An 18206-nucleotide genomic window follows, 5' to 3' on the forward strand; every position below is an offset into this window, starting at 1 on the left:
TGATTGAAACTAGTCTGTAGTCATTATTTGATAGAATCCTACTTGTGACTAAATAATCAGTGGATGGCATTTGCGTGCAGGGTAGAATCCTTGGCCTTAAAAGCCAACCATTAAAATATTCGGAGGGATTTTCATGCATCAATCTATTAAAAAAAATATCGGATTGGTCAGTCTCGTTTTAATCTGTTTGACAATGTTAACGGTTGCTGTTGTAACCGGTCAAAGTGACCAAGCAGATCAGGAATCCAGTGTACAAGCTGAAACTATCGATAATCAACAGACGGTCGGACAATTAGCAACAGCACAGTTAAGCTTAGATGAAAAAGATAAACTAGCAATGAATCAAGCAGCAATGAAAGAAGCTGTTAAAGAGCAGCCAACTGCTGTAAAGAAGAAACCCGTACAAGAAGCAGCAAACAAACAGACGGCGCAATCTAGCCAAGAAAAATCAAAGGGTAAAATTGTACAAGCCAGTCAACAAGAATCGAACAACCAAACACTCTATGTCACTGCAACAGCATACACAGCTTATTGTGATGGTTGTAGTGGTGTAACTCGAACAGGAATCGACTTACGTGCGAATCCGAACCAAAAAGTGATTGCGGTTGATCCAAATGTGATCCCACTTGGATCGAAAGTATGGGTTGAAGGTTATGGAACAGCAATTGCTGGTGACACAGGTTCAGCGATTAAAGGAAAACGTATTGATCTTTTCATCCCTTCTCATGAAGAAGCAATGCGGTACGGTGTCCGGGAAGTGAAAATAGAAGTAATCGAATAACTTATTCCGAGCCAATTGTTCACTACAATTGGCTTCTTTCTTGTTTCAATCACCCTCCTCAAGGGAAAGGGATAAAAAATTGCCTTACTCAAAAACCTGAACGGCAATAAGGAGGCATTCGCATGTTTTCTTTTTTAAAAAGTAGAGATGATCAAACGATCGCTTTAGGAATAGAAGGTAAAGTCAGTCAAACTGACGCCGAACGACTCAGCCAGTATGTAGAGGAAAATTTTGGTGATGACCAGCCATTTAATGTCGTCGCATATATGGATGAAGTTGAGAGCACAACCTTTAAAGGGGCTCTGGAAGGAATGAAGTTTGACACAAAGCGATGGGATCAATTTCAACGTCTTGCGTTCATTAGTGATAAGGATTGGATAGAGGCTGCGACGAATATTGGTTCACTATTGCCAGGTGTTGAAACGAAGCATTTTAATAAAGACGAAGTAGAAGAAGCATGGGGCTGGATTATGGAGAAGGAATAATATAGAACAAACGAAGAGACTGGGACAGAAGAAACGTATTGATGCATCAATTGAGAATTTCTTTGGAATTGGAGCAATTCGCCATGAAATTCTTGACGGTGTGATGCATTTGTCGGGCGGCTCGACACGTTTGTCCCAGTCTCTTTTTTTAATCGGAAAAACGAAATGGCCAAAACAACGCTCTTTTTTGGTAAGCGTAAAAGCAATACGGTTCTTCAAGAATCGAACCATCAGGCAATTGGGGCAGCATTCCGTTTCGTCGGATTGATACATCCACATCAGCCACTTTCCACGGTCTATGGTGAATTGGCCCTTCGATGAGCCGGTTTCCGAGCGTGGAATACAAAAAGTAGCGGTCTGCTAGCCATTTCGCCAAACTACCTTTTCCTACTGAAAAAGTCTTTTCTGATGGCTTAAATTGCCCGACAAATAGGCGTTGATAATTCATCATTCTTTTACTTTGATAATAATGGATGCCTTCCCTCTCGTTCTTTTCTAGAGACATTTCCGCCAAATAATAAGGTAAGGTCAGAAAGCGTGCCCCCAATACTGCTACAGGGTGTTCCGCTTCCAGATTGAAAAAATATACACCCGGTTTTCCATTATGAGTGACATATGTTCGGACATTTAATTCTAAGAAAGTATTTATTCCTTTCAGGGACTGTGTCCTCAAAGTAAAATCGTTGATGCTAAACGGGAGTACCGTAATCCATGCCTTTCCCTCAAATGTATCCAACTGCAATCCCTGCGGAAGCAGCGTCTGAACGGCTTTAGGATCCACAGGATAATTGATGAATAAGAGATCTTTCCATAACTGACTAGCGATCCACGGACTATCTGGGAAAATCGTTTTGCGATGAGCGGTCTCTTTTAAAATTTCTTCATACATAGAAGCCACCCTTTAGATGAACAAAGATTATGTACAAAAAAGCTGTCCTTTTTGTTAATGGACAGCCTTTTTGAATTGCATTTAGGATTCATTTGATTTTGCTTCTAATTCAACATCGACGTTTCCTCTTGTCGCTTTGGAATAAGGGCATACTTGATGTGCTTCTTTCATTAACTCTTCTGCCTCATCTTGAGCGACACCATTAAATTCAGACACTAATTTAACGGCAATCTTAAAACCGCTCTCTCCCTCTTTCAAAAAGCTGACTTCTGCTGTTGTGACCGTATCGATTTTTTTATTCTTTTGCTTGGCAACCAAATTCAACGCACCATCATAACAAGAGGAATAAGCAGCCGCGAAAAGTTGTTCAGGGTTCGTACCTGTTTCATTCGAATTTTCTGTAGGCATGACAATATTTAAGTCAATGACACCATCTTCTGATTTTACGTGACCATCTCTTCCACCTTTTGCTGTTGCTTTTGTTGTAAACAATTCGTTACTCATCGTCAACACTCCTTTTCGGTTGGATTTTTTGGTTTCTATGAACTTTTCCCTTATGTTGTTTACTTTAACCATAAATGAACAGACTGCGTACTTCAAATGAAATGTCAGAAATCTTCGGCAAAAATCCGATTAAATTCTTGTTGGTTGGGAAAACATACATATAGCTCTTCTATGTTAAATAATAGAAGAAATACCTTTCCAGGAGGATTTCATGGCAGACAAATCCGATCGTAGTAAACAGGAGAAGAATAAGGAAAGGCTGACTAACCGACAAGGTCATCCGGTAACACAAAATCAAAATATCCGAACTGTCGGTAATCGTGGGCCAGGCACATTGGAAAATTATGATTACATCGAAAAGATCAGTCACTTTGACCGTGAACGGGTTCCCGAGCGTGTCGTACATGGCAGAGGTGCCGGTGCGCATGGCTATTTCGAAGCATATGGAAAAATTGGTGATGAACCTGCATCCAAGTACACGAGAGCGAAACTTTTCCAAGAAAAAGGTAAACGAACCCCTGTGTTTGTCCGTTTTTCAACCGTCATCCATGGTACACATTCACCGGAAACATTACGGGACCCACGCGGCTTTGCAGTGAAATTTTACACAGAAGACGGAAATTGGGACTTAGTTGGAAATAACATAAAAATCTTTTTCGTCCGTGACGCAATGAAATTTCCAGATATGATTCATGCATTCAAGCCGGACCCTGTGACAAATATTCAAGACCCTGAACGGTTCTTTGATTTCTGCGCGAGTTCACCGGAAACTTTTCACATGGTCACATTCATTCACTCTCCATGGGGGATTCCAGCAAATTACCGTCAAATGCAAGGTTCTGGTGTGAATACTTACAAATTGGTGAATGATGATGGCAAAGCTGTTTTGGTGAAATTTCATTGGGAGCCAAATCAAGGAATTAAGAATCTGACACAAAAAGAAGCAGAAGAAATTCAAGGACAAAACTTCAACCATGCGACGCAAGATCTGTACGAAGCCATTGAAGAAGGAAACTATCCAGAATGGGAGCTATATGTTCAAATTATGGAGGACGGAGAGCATCCGGAACTTGATTTTGATCCGCTAGACGATACAAAACTTTGGCCAGAGGACCAATTTCCATGGCTTCCTGTCGGAAAGTTGGTGCTCGACAAGAATCCTGATGATTATTTTGCGGAAGTTGAGCAATCTGCATTCGGTACGGGTGTATTGGTTGATGGCATTGATTTCTCTGATGATAAAATGCTGCAAGGGCGTACCTTCTCTTATTCCGATACACAACGACACCGTGTTGGAGCAAATTATTTACAATTGCCAATTAACCGTGCAAGGACAGAAGTGAATACCAACCAAGAAGGCGGCAACATGCGTTATGAGGTCGATCGTGAGCCGAGTAAGAATCCTGCCATAAACTATGAACCATCCATTTTGGGTGGCTATGAAGAAGCTGAACCATATGGCAAGGATCATGAACCATATGTCGAAGGAAACTTAACACGCGAGTCCATTGATCGGACAAGTAACACCAAACAAGCTGGTGAGACGTTCAGACAGTTTGAAGAATGGGAAAAAGCAGAGTTGATTTCCAATCTTGTCAATGATTTATCTGTATGCGATCAACGAATCCAAGATCGTTGGATGGAGCTCGCAGAAGAAGCCGACGAAGAATATGGACTCCGATTACGTGAAGGTCTTGAAAAAGCGAAGAATGGGATGGATGATTCAAGTAGAGGCCCTATAGGAAACACATCGGCATCTGAAGCTACTGAAAAAGCAGAGCGAGAAGGACATGAAGCAGATCCTTATTAAAATAGCAAGATCTCCAGTTTTTTATTGAACTGGAGATCTTTTTTATTAATCATCCCGAATTTAACATGGTGAAATGCGCGATATACTTGAGCTAGCGACTTCCCCTGCTTTGAACCAACGGACGATATTTATGTATTTAAAGCATTGTCAAACAGCCACCAGCTTCCTGCACTGCCAAACTATTCTATTAAAGTCTGCCGGAGAGAACTTGGCAGGCCTATTGCATGCTTTGAGAGAGCTTATGACTGTCCAAGGCGCCAAGCTGACTGTTCAATAGAGTGATCGTTCAAACTACACGCGTGAATGTTCAAAGCAGGGAGCTGACTGTTCAAAATACGTGCCTGATCGTTCAAACCAATCGACTAACCGTTCAAATGACGTGCCTGATCGTTCAAAGCAGGGAGCTGACCGTTCAAAATACGCGCGTGACCGTTCAAAGCAGGGGGCTAACCGTTCAAACCACGCGCGTGACCGTTCAAATCAATAAGCCAACCGTTCAAACTATGTACGTAATCATTCAAATCAAGACGCTGTCTCTGAAAAACGGTGAATAAAAGTACAAATAAATAAAAAAGATGCACGCCCGTAAGCGTACATCTTGTATAGTCATTATTGAGCAACAACGTTAGCTGCTTGTGGTCCGCGATCGCCTTCAACGATTTCGAACTCTACTGTTTGACCTTCTTCTAAAGTTTTGAAACCTTCAGCTTGGATTGCTGAGAAGTGTACGAATACATCGTCGCCATCTTCGCGCTCGATGAAGCCAAAACCTTTTTCTGAGTTAAACCATTTTACTGTACCTGTCATATGAATGACCTCCTTTAAAATACTACAAAACAATTGGATCTTGTTACTTTGACTTCCTAAAGAGAGGCCACCCAAGTAAACAATGAATCGAATCATTTCGTACATTTACTACTATAACTCGCCTCCAGTAAAAAAGCAAGTGAAAAGAAATATATTACATTTTAATTTCAATTCCTGTTAAAGCTTGTATATTGTTGGAACCGTGTGCTAAAATTCAGGTCGTACCTAATTTAATTCACTCAAAGGAAGGGTTATTTTATATGAAAAAATTATTTCTCATCAGCGTATTGTTACTTTTATCCATTGTAGCGGTTGCATGCGGTGGTGACGATGGGGATAACGAGAATGGTGAAAACGCCAACGAATCCGAAAATGAGAATACTGAACAAACAGAAAATGCTGAAGGCGAAAACAATGAAGGTCAGCAAGAAGTCGAAGAAGTAAAAGCAGATGAATTTCCTGACGTTGTTGCAAAAGTAAACGGAGAAGAAATCACAAATGAACAACTTGCACTAAACGTAAATGCTATTCAGCAACAGTATCAAATGTATGGCATGAACATTGACGAAAATAAAGAAGGCATTCAACAGACTGCTTTAGATCAGTTAATCAATACAGAAGTCATCGAGCAATCTGCAAAAGAAAACGGTATTGAAGCATCTGAAGATGAAGTTAAATCAAATTATGATGAGCTAGTGACTCAACTGAAAGAACAGTATGAAACAGATGATGTTCAAGAAGTTTTTGAAGAAAATGACGTTACAGAAGAAGAGATCAAAAATGACATTAAAAGAAACATTGTGATCAATAAATTCATGGAAGAAAATATTGAAGATGCCGATGTCACAGAAGAAGAACTACAAGAAGCGTATGAAAATTACGAATCACAAGCTAAAGAAATGGAACAAGAAGTACAAGACTTTGAAACAATGAAACCTCAATTAGAACAACAACTACAGTCACAGAAAGCTCAAGAGCAGCAACAAAAGTACATTGACGAGCTACGTGAAAAACAAGAGATTGAAATATTGATCTAACGTAATCAAAAGCATGGAGTGCCTCGCACTTCATGCTTTTATCGTTTACATATAAAAAATCTGCACGCTATTTTGATTAGCAGTGCAGATTTTTTTATGGATTATAATTCATTTTCAGCCAACACAAGTTCCATCGGTTCAACAAACCATTCATTCCTTTCCTGGATCATCGGGATATATAAACCTCCCTCGTTGACTAACCGGTCAATTCCTTCGTTGTAAATATATTCGTGCTCCACTAAGTGGGCTTGATCATTAAGCTCATTCAACACATCCGGATGGAATACGCCACCTTCATTCATCATCCGATCAATTCCTTCATCATACTGATATTGTCTATCCAAAAACATATGAACCCCCTCCTATTATTTTGAAGAGTAAAATGTCTTTACAAAGTTTGTCGGATATAGAGCGGAATACCTTCCCTCTCTAGTTCTATTATATCATGGAACTCCTTAATATTTATCAGCGTTTATTAATATTATGTGAATATTTGCACTTGGAAAACAGTTCCATTTTACGTTTCTTGATTTACATCAAGGAAATGAGCGTCAAACGTTGATACGATCATATTGAGGGTAGAAATGAGGAGGGTATCCGATGATATGGACAATGTATCAAACAGTGCTTTGGTTGCATATTGTCATAGCAATCTTATGGGTCGGAGGGGTTATGTTTGTCGGGTGGGCAGTCTATCCCGCTTCCAATAAATTAGATCGGGCCCAACAACGTACGTTTTTAACTGCTTTGATGAAACATACGCATTGGTTATTTGTCATTGAAGGGATCGGTGTCATTTTCACAGGTATTCTACTCGGTACCATCCTCGGGCCAATTGACCAATGGAGTGATTTATATACAACAATGTATGGGCGTAAGTTCATTGCTGCCTTCTTTTTAGCTGTTTTCGTATTACTTTGGGGTTCTTTGATTGGGTTCCGAAAAACAATGAATGTATTAGAAGATAATACGATATGGAATTTAGCCAAAAAAGATATGTGCACTCCATTGAACCGCGCTTTTCGATTTACTGCACTAGTCGCAGGTGTTGAAGTCATCGGCTTTCTAGGAATCATCGCATTGATGCTTCAAATCTAGTAATGTGGGTTATATAAACGATAAGGCATGTTAGAGAGGATGATGCAGATGAGTTTAGCGATTAAGCATCCGGCCGAGCTATACCATTACCGACATTCTTGGTTTCATCTTTTTCGGCCACTAACGTTTACCGGAACGATTGCTCCTGCATCTGCAGGAGCTGTTTTGTCGATACAACATCATACTTTTCAAATAGAAATTTTCATACTGTTTCTTTTTGCCATATTACTCGTTCAAGGTTCGATTAACATGCTGAATGACTATTATGATTTCAAGCGAGGGCAGGATCAGGAGAAATGGATTCAGCCTATTGAAGACTCCGGAATCGTCCACGGACCGAGTCATGATTCTTTACCGAAAGTCGCAGCATTGATGCTGGCAATCGCCTCATTGATTGGACTGTGGCTTGCAATACTGACAACTTTTTGGATCGTTTTAGTAGGAGTTGCAGGAATGATTGCTGGGTGGCTATATTCTGGTGGTCCCCGCCCATTGTCTTCAATGGCACTTGGTGAAGTGACGGCATTTATTTTTATGGGCCCAGCCCCTCTGTTCGTCTCTTTATGGATTCAAGGCGAGCACCCTGGTTTTCACGCTTTTTTAATCGCTCTGCCTTTCGCCTGGATGATTTCCACGATGATCCTGACAAATAATATTCGTGATATTCAAAAAGACACCAATCACCGTATGACAATCCCAATTTTACTTGGAAAAAGAAATGCGGTTAAGTTACTTACGGTTATCCTCATGTTTGGCTATCTAACCATGTTTTTATTAGTCTTGGGGGATTACCTACCATGGACGGTTGTTCTCTCCATTTTAGCGATACCATTAGCAATCAGACTTGTGACATCTTACCGAAAGGATGCCACAAGAGCTGAAGAGTTAGCTGGTATGAAACATGCCGCCGTCCATCATTGGGCATTTAGTCTATTGTTTATCACTGGATTCTTAATTGGAATTACATTGCTATAACATTCTTCCTCTTTGACTCATCGACATGACGTTGATGAGTTTTATTTTTGATAAATATTTATATCAACAACAACCCATCCATATCGATGATTTCAATATTCGTTCTTGAAAGTTGCTTAATCAATCCACGGTCCTCTAAATCTGCCAGGCGTCGACTAATTGTTTCCGGTGAGGTTCCTAAGTAAGATGCTAGGTCATGACGGCTCATTGGCAGTTTGATGGTTTCACTTCCACTTTTATTCGCTAAATCGGCTAGGTATAATGCGATTCTGGTTTCGACTCTTTCGGTTGCGAAGTTTGTTGTTTGCGATCCTGATTCTTCCAGTCGTTTAGAGAACTCTGTCAACATTTTTAGCGATATGGTTGGATACTTCATTAAAAAATTTTGTAGATCTTCCTTTTTGATCATACAGATATTCGTTTTTTCCATCGCCTCAGCATAGTCATGGTGCGTCGATTCGTTGAATAATGCATATTCCCCTGTAAAGTCACCTGGGTATAGCACTGTTAAAATTTGTTCTTTCCCAGACTCTGCCAACCGATAGATCTTTACCTTCCCTTGGTGAATGATATACAACGTATCCGACCAGTCCCCAGCCCCGAAGATTGTCTCTCCTTTCTTGAAAGAAACGTGTCGAACTACATTCATTATTTCATTCATCTGCTCATGTCCAAGATGGTTGAAGATCGGCACTTGAGAAACACAGGCTTTTCGCGACCCGCCCGGATGGCACGTATGTCCTGTGCCTTGTTCTTGTGTATGTTCCTCTGTCATTTTCATCCCCCATTCTTTAGTGGATCTGTTGCTTCTATCATCGGTGATAATCTCAATAGCGTCAATCCATTTACTCTGTTGTGACGGCTTACTGGATTCTGGTACGACCCAGGAGCGATTCGAACGCCCAATCTACAGCTTAGAAGGCTATTGGTCTACTCTATTGAATTACTGATATGCGTCCAATTCGGTAAAATATGAACCCCTTGTATATCGATATGAACCCTACTTGAAATTATTTGATACCACTCACTGAATATATGTGCCCATGAATGACTTTTTTGAGCCAAACTCAGAAAAATATGTGCCAAAGAATTTACGATAAAGAAAAAAACCAATGCTACGGCATTGGTTTCCGAATAAAAGGGAGTGTTTAGATGATTAAGCATGTGCAGGTAATGGTTTAATCTTTTTCTCTGATGGTTCACGGTTGAATCGAATCAACCGCATACCATTCAAGATGACGACCAGGATGCTTGCCTCGTGGACGAACATGCCTGATGCTAAGTGAATGCTTCCAACTAGCACACCGAGTAGTAATACGAATACTGTTCCGACAGCAAACCCCATGTTTTGTTTCATGTTCCGAACCGTCACTTTTGCTAATGCGTAAGCGTGAGAGAATTGCTTCAATTTATCCGCCATCAAGACGACATCAGCTGTTTCCATGGAGACGTCTGTTCCACCTTCGCCCATCGCCAATCCAATATCCGCTTTCGCAATAGATGGCGCATCATTGATTCCATCACCGATCATCGCGACTTTATGCCCTTCGTTCTGTAGCTTTTCTACGAATTTCACTTTATCTACTGGCAATTGTTCCGCATGATACCCATCCAAGCCAAGTTGATCTGCCACTCGCTTCGCTGTGTGCGCATTATCACCTGTAAGCATGATCATTTGCTTGATTCCGTGTTCACGAAGTTCTTTCAAAGCGTCAACGGCATCTTCACGGATTTGGTCAGCAATCGAAATGATGGCTACTAATTGGCCGTTTTTTGCTGCAAAAATGGCTGTGTTGCCTTTCTTTTCTTGTTCGATTGCATAGTTATTGACTTCATCTGTTAGTTTGATGTCGTCCATCTCCATTAACGCTCGGTTTCCAATGCTGAATTGATGGCCAGCAACGCGGTTTCTAAGTCCGTTTCCTTTTACGACATCAACATATTCATAATCATTTTGTAATGATAACCCTTTTTCTTTTGCATGCTTGACAATCGTTTTTCCTAAATGATGCTCTGAAGCCATTTCTGCTTGCGCAATCATTTGTAGCAAGTCGTCAGGATTTTCATCGCCGATCACATGAAAATCAGTCACTTCTGGTTTTCCTCTTGTTAGCGTTCCTGTTTTATCAAAGACAATGGTGTCGATTTTCGATAATCGGTCCATGACATCGCCGCCTTTGATCAAGACGCCACGCTTTGCTCCATTTCCGATGCCGGCCACGTTTGACACGGGCGCACCAATGACTAACGCACCTGGACAAGCAATGACCAAGAAGATGATCGCAAGGTGAAGATCTTTGGTGATCAAATAAACGAGAACCGATAAGACAACGACTGATGGTGTATAAATATTTGCGAATTTATCTAAAAACCGTTGTGTTTTTGATTTGGATTCTTGTGCTTCTTCCACTAGCTCAATAATTTTTGCGAACGTAGTGTCTTCTCCAACTTTTTCAGCCACCATTTCGATATAGCCTGAATCAATGATTGATCCGCTGAAAACGTCATCATCATTTGTTTTTCCTACTGGAACAGACTCACCTGTAATGGCCGCTTCATTAATCGTTGCTTCACCGGTTAAAATTTTTCCATCGACTGGAATTTTTCCGCCCGAGCGAACGACGACTCTCTCTCCTTCTTCAACTTCATCTACCGATACGGATACCCAATCTCCATTTCGAAAAACAGAAGCTTCATCCGGTGCCAATTCCGTCAATTCTCTTAATGATGCTCTTGTTTTGTTGAGTGTACGCGCTTCAAGATATGCTCCAAATAAGAATAGAAATGTGACCGCTGCCGATTCAACATATTCTCCTATAAATAACGCAGCTGTTACTGCAATGGTCACCAATAACTCGATGCTAAAAGCTTTCATTCGCAATGCTTGGAACGCTTTAATGGCAATCGGAACACCCGCAACAATTGTCGCGACGATCAATGCCCCTTGTTTGATTGCTACAATCTCCATCCAATGAGCGATGAAAGCAATAATCAATAATGCTCCTGCCGTAAACGTCAGTTGATTTGTCTGCCTTTGTATCCAACGAATCATTCTGAACACTCCCTCTCTTTTTTACCTGACTTTTGTATCAATTTGTTGTATCCAATGTTCTACCGTGTCCGAATCAATCTTTTCTTCATCATACCGGCATAAAACCTTGCCAAGTTGATGAAATACCTTTCCAAATTCAATACCTTCTTTTTCAAGAATCATTGATTCCATCTCACTTGCACATCCTGGGCAAGTGAGTGGATCAATGGTGAGGAGTATCTTTTTCAATGTGTTCCCCTCCAATCAAGAAGCTGACAATACTGGGTAACCAAGCTTCGTGACCGTATCTTCAAGTTGATCCTTATTCACTTTTGCTTCATCGTATTGGACCTTGACTTTACTTGAGTTAAAGAGAACCTTCACTTCATCCACACCATCCATTTTTCCTAAGTTACTTTCAATCTTTTTGATGCAAGATGGACATGTTAACGTTTCTAATTGAAATTTAGTTGTTTTCATCTTCATCTCTCCTTTGTTTTTTGGTTCATCTTAAGTATAGAAGGGATTGTGGTTCTATTCCTTGACCTATATCAAGATATACAGATTTTTGTGGAAATCTTTCTGGATAGTGGTCAATCGTTGCATAAAAACTGCACAAAAGACTATTAGACGGCTGGTGATATGCTCCCTTTTTCCGTAAATATGTGCCTGAAGACGAGATTATGAGCCCAAAAGACTCCGTTATGCGACCAACTGGCTAACTTATAAGCCCAAACATCGTAAATATGCACCCAGATTCAAAATATATGGTCCCTAATGGGTAAAATGAACAGAAAAAAACACCCAATCACGTAGATCAGGTGTTTAACCGATTATGTAGGTTAATCTTCCGTGTCCTCGATTGGCATGGACACACAGCCATCTTCATCATAACTCATCGCCTCTAAAACGAGTTCATTCCCTTTTGGCAGCACCACTTCCTTTTCGCAGTATTGGACGATGTCACCAAAGTACTTTTCTTTTCCGTATATGTAATAGACATCGGGATCATCGACGAAGCTGACAAAAACATGCGCTTTATAATAATCTTGGTGTGTATCGTAAGGCGGTCGAACTATTTTTGCATCTGAAATTTCTTCTTCTGAAAGACCAACCGATTCTAAATGATCGATTGTAGCCGCTTCCAGTCGTTCATCGAAAATGGGCACACCATTATTGACATAATAAATATAGAAAAAAGGCGATATAACCAGCAACAAAAGCGCCGTATAAATAAACGTAAACACGACATATTTCCAGCGAATTTTATGTATGAACTTTTTCATCACCGTTCCCCTCCCCCCCTTTTATTTTACAGAAAATTAATAAGAATACAATAAGAAAAAGGGGGATTTAGTCCTATAAGAACGAAAAATGTTTATGAAGAATTCCTTCTTCTTTCAAAAGCCCTACTCATTCTCGGCGAGCCATTTGATTCGTCTTTCAATTTCATCTCGAACACTGCGGAATTCATGCAGAATCTCTTCTTCTGTTCCTTCCGCTTTTGCTGGGTCCGGCAAGTCCCAATGTGTTGTTTGAACTCCTGCTGGGATTGTCGGACAACGATCTTTCGCGTCACCGCAGAGTGTAATGACAAGGTCTGAACGGTTTAAAATTTCTGTGTCGATTAGTGAAGAAGATTGATTGGAGATATCGATGCCTTTTTCTTGCATCATCTCAATCGCTCGTGGATTCAAGCCATGCACTTCAACCCCTGCACTATAAACATCCCAGGTTTCTCCAAGCATTTCTTTTCCAAATCCTTCAGCCATTTGACTGCGACAAGAATTTCCCGTGCAAAGAAAATAAACTACTTTTTTATTCATTTTAAGACTCACTCCTTAAAATAAGATCAATGTGAAATACAAGCCGAATAACGTAATCACCAACACAGGAACTGTTAAGATGATCCCGACTTTAAAATAATATCCCCATGAAATGCGAATTCCTTTTTTCGATAGCACGTGTAACCAAAGTAAGGTGGCAAGCGACCCAATCGGGGTAATCTTTGGACCTAAGTCACTGCCGATTACGTTCGCATAAATCAAAGCTTCCTTCGTAATGCCGGTTGCACTTGTATCAGCAATCGCCAATGCATCGATCATCACAGTCGGCATATTATTCATCACAGATGACAAAATAGCAGCGATGAAGCCCATGGACATCGTCGCAGCAAGCAATCCGCCTTCTACCGTATAATTAATGATTTCTGCCAATAAGTCGGTCAACCCGACATTTCGTAAGCCGAAGACGACGACATACATGCCGATTGAGAAAAACACAATATCCCATGGTGCGCCCTTGATGACTTCTTTTGCGGAAACGGCTGGACTTCTTCTACCAATGACGAAAAAGATAATCGCTGTGACTCCAGCTACGACAGACACCGGTACCGCGATGAATTCACTGGCAAAATATCCGATCAATAAGACCCCTAAAACAATCCATGATAGCCTGAACATCGTATGGTCCTTAATGGCTTCACTCGGTTTTCGTAACGCAGTCACATCATAGTTGTCCGGAATCGATTTACGGAAAAATAAAAACAGCACAACCATGCTTGCGACAAGCGAAAATAGGTTTGGTAAAATCATTCGAGCCATGTATTCAATAAAGCCAATCGAAAAGAAATCGGCTGAAACGATATTGACAAGGTTACTGACGACAAATGGCAAGGAGGTCGTGTCAGCGATAAACCCACTTGCCATGATGAACGGCAGAATCATCGCTTCTTTAAAGTTCAAGGCACGGACCATCGACAGGACAATCGGTGTCAGAATCAAAGCAGCACCATCATTGGCGAATAACGCAGCTACACCCGCTCCAAGTAATGTTACGTAAAAAAACATTTTTACGCCATTTCCTTTAGCCAACCGCGCCATATGTAAAGCAGCCCATTCAAAAAATCCTATTTCATCCAAAATCAATGAAATGAGAATGATGGCGACGAAAGCAAGTGTCGCATTCCAGACAAGCTCCGTTACGGTAATGACGTCATTGAACGTAACGACGCCAAACAATAAGGCAATGATCGCGCCCACACAAGCAGACCAACCAATACCTAGATTTTTTGGCTGCCAAATAACAAAAAGTAATGTAAGTAGAAAAATTGCAATGGCGATTGTTGTTTCCACGATGTCATACTCCTTTTATTAGCTAGATTTCTTCCCAAGTAAACGTTACTTCGCCTTCTATATTGACTCCATTAAAAAAGAACAACAATTCACCTGTTTCAGTTGCCTCATATGAAATGGTTTCATTTTCTTCAATGGTTAAATCTCCCATTTCATGAACGTCAGGTGAGAGACGGAGTCCGTGTTGAGCATCATTCTCTAAATTCCAATCAATCTCAATTTCATATTCCTGTTCTGCCTCAACTGGAATCCATACAGGCTCTTCCCCATTGAAATTATCGAATTCAGCGTGATATGAATTTGCCTCATACGCACTTGAAAACCCTGATTTGATTGCTGGGTTTGTGAAGACAATAAACAAGATCGCGATCAATGATGGAATGCCAATCATCAAGATTTTTTTCACATTCATGCGAAACACTTTTAAAAACAGATAAAATACGATAAATCCTAACACAGTATAAATACTTGAATAAATCACCACAAAGAAATACCATGAAAAGGAATCAAACAACACAGTAACAAATAATACAGCCCAAATGATGATTCCAGCTAATGTATAGGCTGAAACATAAGACCAAGTCGATGTTTCATTGATTTTTTTGAAAATCCAGTCAATCAAAAAAGAGATACCTATTAAATAAAACGTGAAAATCATCCAATGCAATGGGTTGGACACATAATCATTCGCAGCTTGTAAACTCATATCAGAAAACAATAAATTCGCGATATATGTAAATAGGAAAGCTGCTAAAGCAATCGAGAGCCTAGATAAGATCTTAAATATCATTTTCTTTCCTCCAATCTTCTCTATCTTACAATAAGAGAAGGTGTAAGAAAATATTCAAAGCATACTTCTTACTTTTTGATGTTTTTCGTACTATAATTTTGATGTAACTATAGGAGATTTATTATGACAAAACGAGCTGAAAACTTTGCGATCACCGGATGGGTCATCGCTTTGGTCGCGACACTAGGATCGCTTTATTTTTCGGAAGTTCAGCAGTATCCACCTTGTGAGCTATGCTGGGTTCAACGTATCTTTATGTATCCCCTCGTCCTTATTTTATTGGTTGGAACTTTACTGAAGGACACGAAAGTATTCATTTATTCAATCGTTTTTTCTAGTATCGGTCTAATCATTTCGATTTATCACTATGGGATACAAAAGTTGGAGTTCTTACGGTCTACTGCTCCGAGCTGTGGACAAGTTTCTTGTACTGGAACCTACATTGATTGGTTAGGCTTTATTTCCATACCATTTCTCGCCGGCACTGCATTTTTACTGATTTTAGTAATCAGCATCTTAGGATTCAAACAATCAAAAGGAGTGTAACTATGAAAAAAATTCTTATATTTGGCGGTCTAGTAATCGTTTTATTCATAGGCATCGTTTTACTAACCAATATGGCAACATCTGAAAAAGTCGAAGGGAATCCTTATGGAAAAGATTCCTTACATCCAGAAACGGTTAAATTATTGGATAATGAACATTATCAAAACGTTATTACTCCAGACGAATTAGAAGAAGACTTATCTTCTGGCGAAACGATGACTGTCTATTTCTTCAGTCCGACTTGTGAACATTGTCGGGAAGCGACACCAAGATTATCCCCATTAGCAAAAGAAAAAGGTGTTGATTTAAAGAAATTCAACCTTTTGGAGTTTGAAGATGGGTGGAGTGAGTACAACATCGAAGCAACACCTACATTGATTTACTATGAAAATGGTGAAGAAGTGCATCGAATCATGGGTGCTGCGCCAACAGATAAATACGAAGAATTTTTAGAGGAATATTCGTTGAGTAATGAATAGAATCGAGCTATAATCTGCACTGACTTCGGTCGGTGCTTTTTTGTGTTGTTGAAGTAGTTCGAATTAATTTTGAATCTATGCGATTTATCCTTAAAAACTTGAGGGTTGACGGATTAACGCTGAAGAACGACAGATTAACACTGAAGGTTGGCGAATTAATGCTGAAGAACGGCAGATTAACATTGAAGAACGACAAATCAACACTGAAGCACGCTGGATTAACACTGAAGGTTAGCGGATTAACGCTGAAGAAGCTTCAATCAACACTGAAGGTTGGAGCATTAACACTGAAGAAGTGCTGAATATATACAAAACGCCAAATAAAAAAGCTGTTCGATATCAGTAATTCATAACCGACATCGAACAGCTTTCCTTCATTCAGCTTCTTTCATTTCTGTTTGTGTCTCTGGAAGTGGATCTACCTCGTGTTTATAATTATATCCCTTTGAAATAGCCATCAATGTTACCGCCAACACAACAATAAAGATTACCAATCCGATCGCCATTGTGTAGATTAGTGTCAATGGTTACCCCCCTTACTGATCCAATCGCTTCAACACGGTTTTGTTCGCCAATGAGTGATGCTACTTTTTGATTCATATACTTTTCCGATTCTAGCTTTATACCAATTGTTCAATTCGCTTAAATTCCAGCTCGTTGAATTTTTCCATAACCCGCTCCCGGTTAGGTTGAAACACTGCATCTGACAAGTCACAAAACGCTTCTGTTTCACAGTTGATTTCAGCCAGCTGACGAGATAAATGTACCATTTCCAAATCGGTTTCAAATTTCGTTCGCTGTGCTTTTGTCAATGAATCTAAGTTTTCCAAAATAGCTTCCAACGATCCGTGTTTTTGCAACAATTTAAGGGCTGTCTTTTCGCCAATCCCTCGAACACCAGGATAATTGTCACTGGAATCTCCCATCATTGCTTTCAATTCAATCATCTGTAGTGGTTGGATCCCGTGTTCTTCTACGAAACGTTCTGCATGATAAATATCGTAGTTTCCGACTCCTTTTTTCATTAGAACCACTTTCACTTGTTCATCCAGCAATTGCAGGATATCTCTGTCTCCGGTCAAAATCAAGACCTCTGAATCTTCTTGATATGCTCTTGCCAATGTTCCAATACAATCATCCGCTTCATACCCTTTGATCCCTATGTTTGGAATATCCATTGCTTCCGTCACTTCCTTGACGAGATCAAACTGGGGAACCAACTCTTCCGGCGGTGCTGAACGGTTTGCTTTATAGCCGTCGAATAGATCATTTCGGAAAGTGTGTGAACCCATATCCCAACAGCAAACGACGTGTGTCGGCTGAAAGTGATTCGTTGCGGTCAGTAAATGCCTTGTAAATCCGTGGACAGCATTCGTCGGAATGCCTTTTGAATTCACCATGAAATAGCCTGACATGGCTGTCGCATAAAACGCACGGAATAAAAGTGCCATGCCATCAACGAGTAATACTTTTTTCTCCATTATTAAGTCCTTCCCCTTCTATTTTTGTTCTACTTCTCGGAACTTTTTAATAAATTCTATCGGTTCATCCTTTACATTCAACGTCATGACGCCTTTCGATGTATGCAAGTAAAAAAATCCATATTCTTCCGATAACATGCGATACGATAGATCAAATACTTGATGAATCTCGTATTCTTGTTCATCGGTCACAATTTTATCTTCATATAAGTAGACGTAACAAACGTCTTCGATGTGCTTTTGTTCAAGTTTGATGGGATCCATTTCTCTTCTGAATTTTACATATTGGTGCTTTTCTAATTCCATACCGTCTCTCCTTCAATCGTTCGGTGTGTCGCCATTATATCATGCGCGGAAGG

The 18206-nt window shown here is 40.2% G+C and carries 25 protein-coding genes and 1 tRNA gene; 10 read left to right on the forward strand and 16 right to left on the reverse strand.

From position 1 onward, the window contains the following. Nucleotides 1-133 precede the first annotated feature (133 nt). Nucleotides 134-781, forward strand: a complete 648-nt coding sequence (locus tag KQ486_RS14570) for a 3D domain-containing protein (RefSeq protein ID WP_144162490.1) — start codon at nt 134-136, stop codon at nt 779-781. Nucleotides 782-903: 122 nt separating this feature from the next. Further along, nucleotides 904-1266, forward strand: coding sequence for a SpoIIAA family protein (locus tag KQ486_RS11775; RefSeq protein WP_144162487.1), 363 nt, complete (start codon nt 904-906; stop codon nt 1264-1266). Nucleotides 1267-1414: 148 nt separating this feature from the next. Here the strand turns inward: KQ486_RS11775 and KQ486_RS11780 are convergent, their stop codons facing one another. Together KQ486_RS11780 and KQ486_RS11785 are read right to left on the reverse strand one after the other, a co-directional pair. Further along, nucleotides 1415-2155, reverse strand: a complete 741-nt coding sequence (locus KQ486_RS11780; RefSeq protein ID WP_144162484.1) for a YqjF family protein — start codon at nt 2153-2155, stop codon at nt 1415-1417. 81 nt (nt 2156-2236) lie between these two features. Next, nucleotides 2237-2659, reverse strand: a complete 423-nt coding sequence (locus KQ486_RS11785; protein ID WP_144162481.1) for an organic hydroperoxide resistance protein — start codon at nt 2657-2659, stop codon at nt 2237-2239. Between the two features lie 211 nt (nt 2660-2870). Between KQ486_RS11785 and KQ486_RS11790 the strand changes: the two genes are divergently transcribed. Together KQ486_RS11790 and KQ486_RS11795 are read left to right on the forward strand one after the other, a co-directional pair. Then, nucleotides 2871-4469, forward strand: a complete 1599-nt coding sequence (locus KQ486_RS11790; protein WP_144162478.1) for a catalase — start codon at nt 2871-2873, stop codon at nt 4467-4469. Nucleotides 4470-4747: 278 nt separating this feature from the next. Next, nucleotides 4748-5023, forward strand: coding sequence for a hypothetical protein (locus KQ486_RS11795; protein ID WP_144162475.1), 276 nt, complete (start codon nt 4748-4750; stop codon nt 5021-5023). A gap of 55 nt (nt 5024-5078) precedes the next feature. On the opposite strand, the gene KQ486_RS11800 is transcribed toward KQ486_RS11795, so the two are convergent. Continuing rightward, nucleotides 5079-5276, reverse strand: a complete 198-nt coding sequence (locus tag KQ486_RS11800; RefSeq protein ID WP_144089218.1) for a cold-shock protein — start codon at nt 5274-5276, stop codon at nt 5079-5081. A gap of 260 nt (nt 5277-5536) precedes the next feature. On the opposite strand from KQ486_RS11800, the gene KQ486_RS11805 reads away from it, so the two are divergent. Then, complete coding sequence (locus tag KQ486_RS11805) at nt 5537-6313, forward strand: SurA N-terminal domain-containing protein (protein ID WP_144162472.1); 777 nt, start codon at nt 5537-5539, stop codon at nt 6311-6313. A gap of 101 nt (nt 6314-6414) precedes the next feature. Here the strand turns inward: KQ486_RS11805 and KQ486_RS11810 are convergent, their stop codons facing one another. Next, a complete protein-coding gene (locus KQ486_RS11810) occupies nt 6415-6663 on the reverse strand; it encodes a hypothetical protein (protein ID WP_144162469.1) in 249 nt (82 codons plus the stop codon). Between the two features lie 250 nt (nt 6664-6913). Here KQ486_RS11810 and KQ486_RS11815 point away from each other — a divergent pair, with 250 nt between their 5' ends. Together KQ486_RS11815 and menA are read left to right on the forward strand one after the other, a co-directional pair. Next, on the forward strand, nt 6914-7411 hold the full coding sequence (locus tag KQ486_RS11815; RefSeq protein ID WP_216687728.1) for a CopD family protein: 498 nt from the start codon (nt 6914-6916) through the stop codon (nt 7409-7411). Between the two features lie 48 nt (nt 7412-7459). Then, nucleotides 7460-8386, forward strand: coding sequence for a 1,4-dihydroxy-2-naphthoate octaprenyltransferase (gene menA, locus KQ486_RS11820; RefSeq protein WP_216687729.1), 927 nt, complete (start codon nt 7460-7462; stop codon nt 8384-8386). A gap of 58 nt (nt 8387-8444) precedes the next feature. On the opposite strand, the gene KQ486_RS11825 is transcribed toward menA, so the two are convergent. The 9 genes from KQ486_RS11825 to KQ486_RS11865 form a co-directional block, all read right to left on the reverse strand. Continuing rightward, complete coding sequence (locus tag KQ486_RS11825) at nt 8445-9161, reverse strand: Crp/Fnr family transcriptional regulator (protein ID WP_216687730.1); 717 nt, start codon at nt 9159-9161, stop codon at nt 8445-8447. Between the two features lie 99 nt (nt 9162-9260). Continuing rightward, nucleotides 9261-9341: transfer RNA gene (locus KQ486_RS11830), tRNA-Arg, on the reverse strand. A 201-nt stretch (nt 9342-9542) separates the two neighbouring features. Further along, nucleotides 9543-11438 carry a heavy metal translocating P-type ATPase gene (locus KQ486_RS11835; protein ID WP_144162454.1) on the reverse strand — a complete coding sequence of 632 codons (1896 nt, stop codon included), beginning with the start codon at nt 11436-11438 and terminating at the stop codon, nt 9543-9545. A 21-nt stretch (nt 11439-11459) separates the two neighbouring features. Beyond that, nucleotides 11460-11666 (reverse strand): heavy-metal-associated domain-containing protein, encoded by a 207-nt coding sequence (locus tag KQ486_RS11840; RefSeq protein ID WP_144162451.1) that lies wholly within the window; start codon nt 11664-11666, stop codon nt 11460-11462. 15 nt (nt 11667-11681) lie between these two features. Continuing rightward, a complete protein-coding gene (locus KQ486_RS11845; protein ID WP_144162448.1) occupies nt 11682-11897 on the reverse strand; it encodes a heavy-metal-associated domain-containing protein in 216 nt (71 codons plus the stop codon). Nucleotides 11898-12259: 362 nt separating this feature from the next. Continuing rightward, entirely contained in the window at nt 12260-12703 is a 444-nt protein-coding gene (locus KQ486_RS11850) for a hypothetical protein (protein WP_216687731.1), read from the reverse strand. 123 nt (nt 12704-12826) lie between these two features. Beyond that, complete coding sequence (arsC, locus tag KQ486_RS11855; protein ID WP_144162442.1) at nt 12827-13243, reverse strand: arsenate reductase (thioredoxin); 417 nt, start codon at nt 13241-13243, stop codon at nt 12827-12829. Between the two features lie 15 nt (nt 13244-13258). Continuing rightward, the gene (locus tag KQ486_RS11860) at nt 13259-14551 is read right to left on the reverse strand and encodes an arsenic transporter (protein WP_370512031.1); all 1293 of its coding nucleotides are present in this window, start codon (nt 14549-14551) and stop codon (nt 13259-13261) included. A 22-nt stretch (nt 14552-14573) separates the two neighbouring features. Further along, the gene (locus KQ486_RS11865; protein ID WP_216687732.1) at nt 14574-15341 is read right to left on the reverse strand and encodes a hypothetical protein; all 768 of its coding nucleotides are present in this window, start codon (nt 15339-15341) and stop codon (nt 14574-14576) included. A 123-nt stretch (nt 15342-15464) separates the two neighbouring features. On the opposite strand from KQ486_RS11865, the gene KQ486_RS11870 reads away from it, so the two are divergent. The 3 genes from KQ486_RS11870 to KQ486_RS11880 all read left to right on the forward strand — a co-directional run bounded on the left by KQ486_RS11870 (nt 15465) and on the right by KQ486_RS11880 (nt 16668). Continuing rightward, nucleotides 15465-15887, forward strand: a complete 423-nt coding sequence (locus tag KQ486_RS11870) for a disulfide oxidoreductase (RefSeq protein ID WP_216687733.1) — start codon at nt 15465-15467, stop codon at nt 15885-15887. Between the two features lie 2 nt (nt 15888-15889). Beyond that, complete coding sequence (locus KQ486_RS11875; RefSeq protein WP_216687734.1) at nt 15890-16366, forward strand: thioredoxin family protein; 477 nt, start codon at nt 15890-15892, stop codon at nt 16364-16366. A 158-nt stretch (nt 16367-16524) separates the two neighbouring features. Then, nucleotides 16525-16668, forward strand: coding sequence for a hypothetical protein (locus KQ486_RS11880; protein WP_216687735.1), 144 nt, complete (start codon nt 16525-16527; stop codon nt 16666-16668). Between the two features lie 72 nt (nt 16669-16740). On the opposite strand, the gene ytzI is transcribed toward KQ486_RS11880, so the two are convergent. The 3 genes from ytzI to KQ486_RS11895 form a co-directional block, all read right to left on the reverse strand. Next, on the reverse strand, nt 16741-16890 hold the full coding sequence (gene ytzI, locus KQ486_RS11885) for a YtzI protein (protein WP_144162427.1): 150 nt from the start codon (nt 16888-16890) through the stop codon (nt 16741-16743). Between the two features lie 96 nt (nt 16891-16986). Next, nucleotides 16987-17847 (reverse strand): 5'-3' exonuclease, encoded by an 861-nt coding sequence (locus tag KQ486_RS11890; protein WP_216687736.1) that lies wholly within the window; start codon nt 17845-17847, stop codon nt 16987-16989. Between the two features lie 18 nt (nt 17848-17865). Next, nucleotides 17866-18153, reverse strand: a complete 288-nt coding sequence (locus tag KQ486_RS11895; RefSeq protein WP_246569313.1) for a hypothetical protein — start codon at nt 18151-18153, stop codon at nt 17866-17868. Nucleotides 18154-18206 lie beyond the last annotated feature (53 nt).

It is taken from the genome of Allobacillus halotolerans (assembly GCF_018967645.1).
GTDB lineage: Bacteria > Bacillota > Bacilli > Bacillales > Alkalibacillaceae > Allobacillus > Allobacillus halotolerans.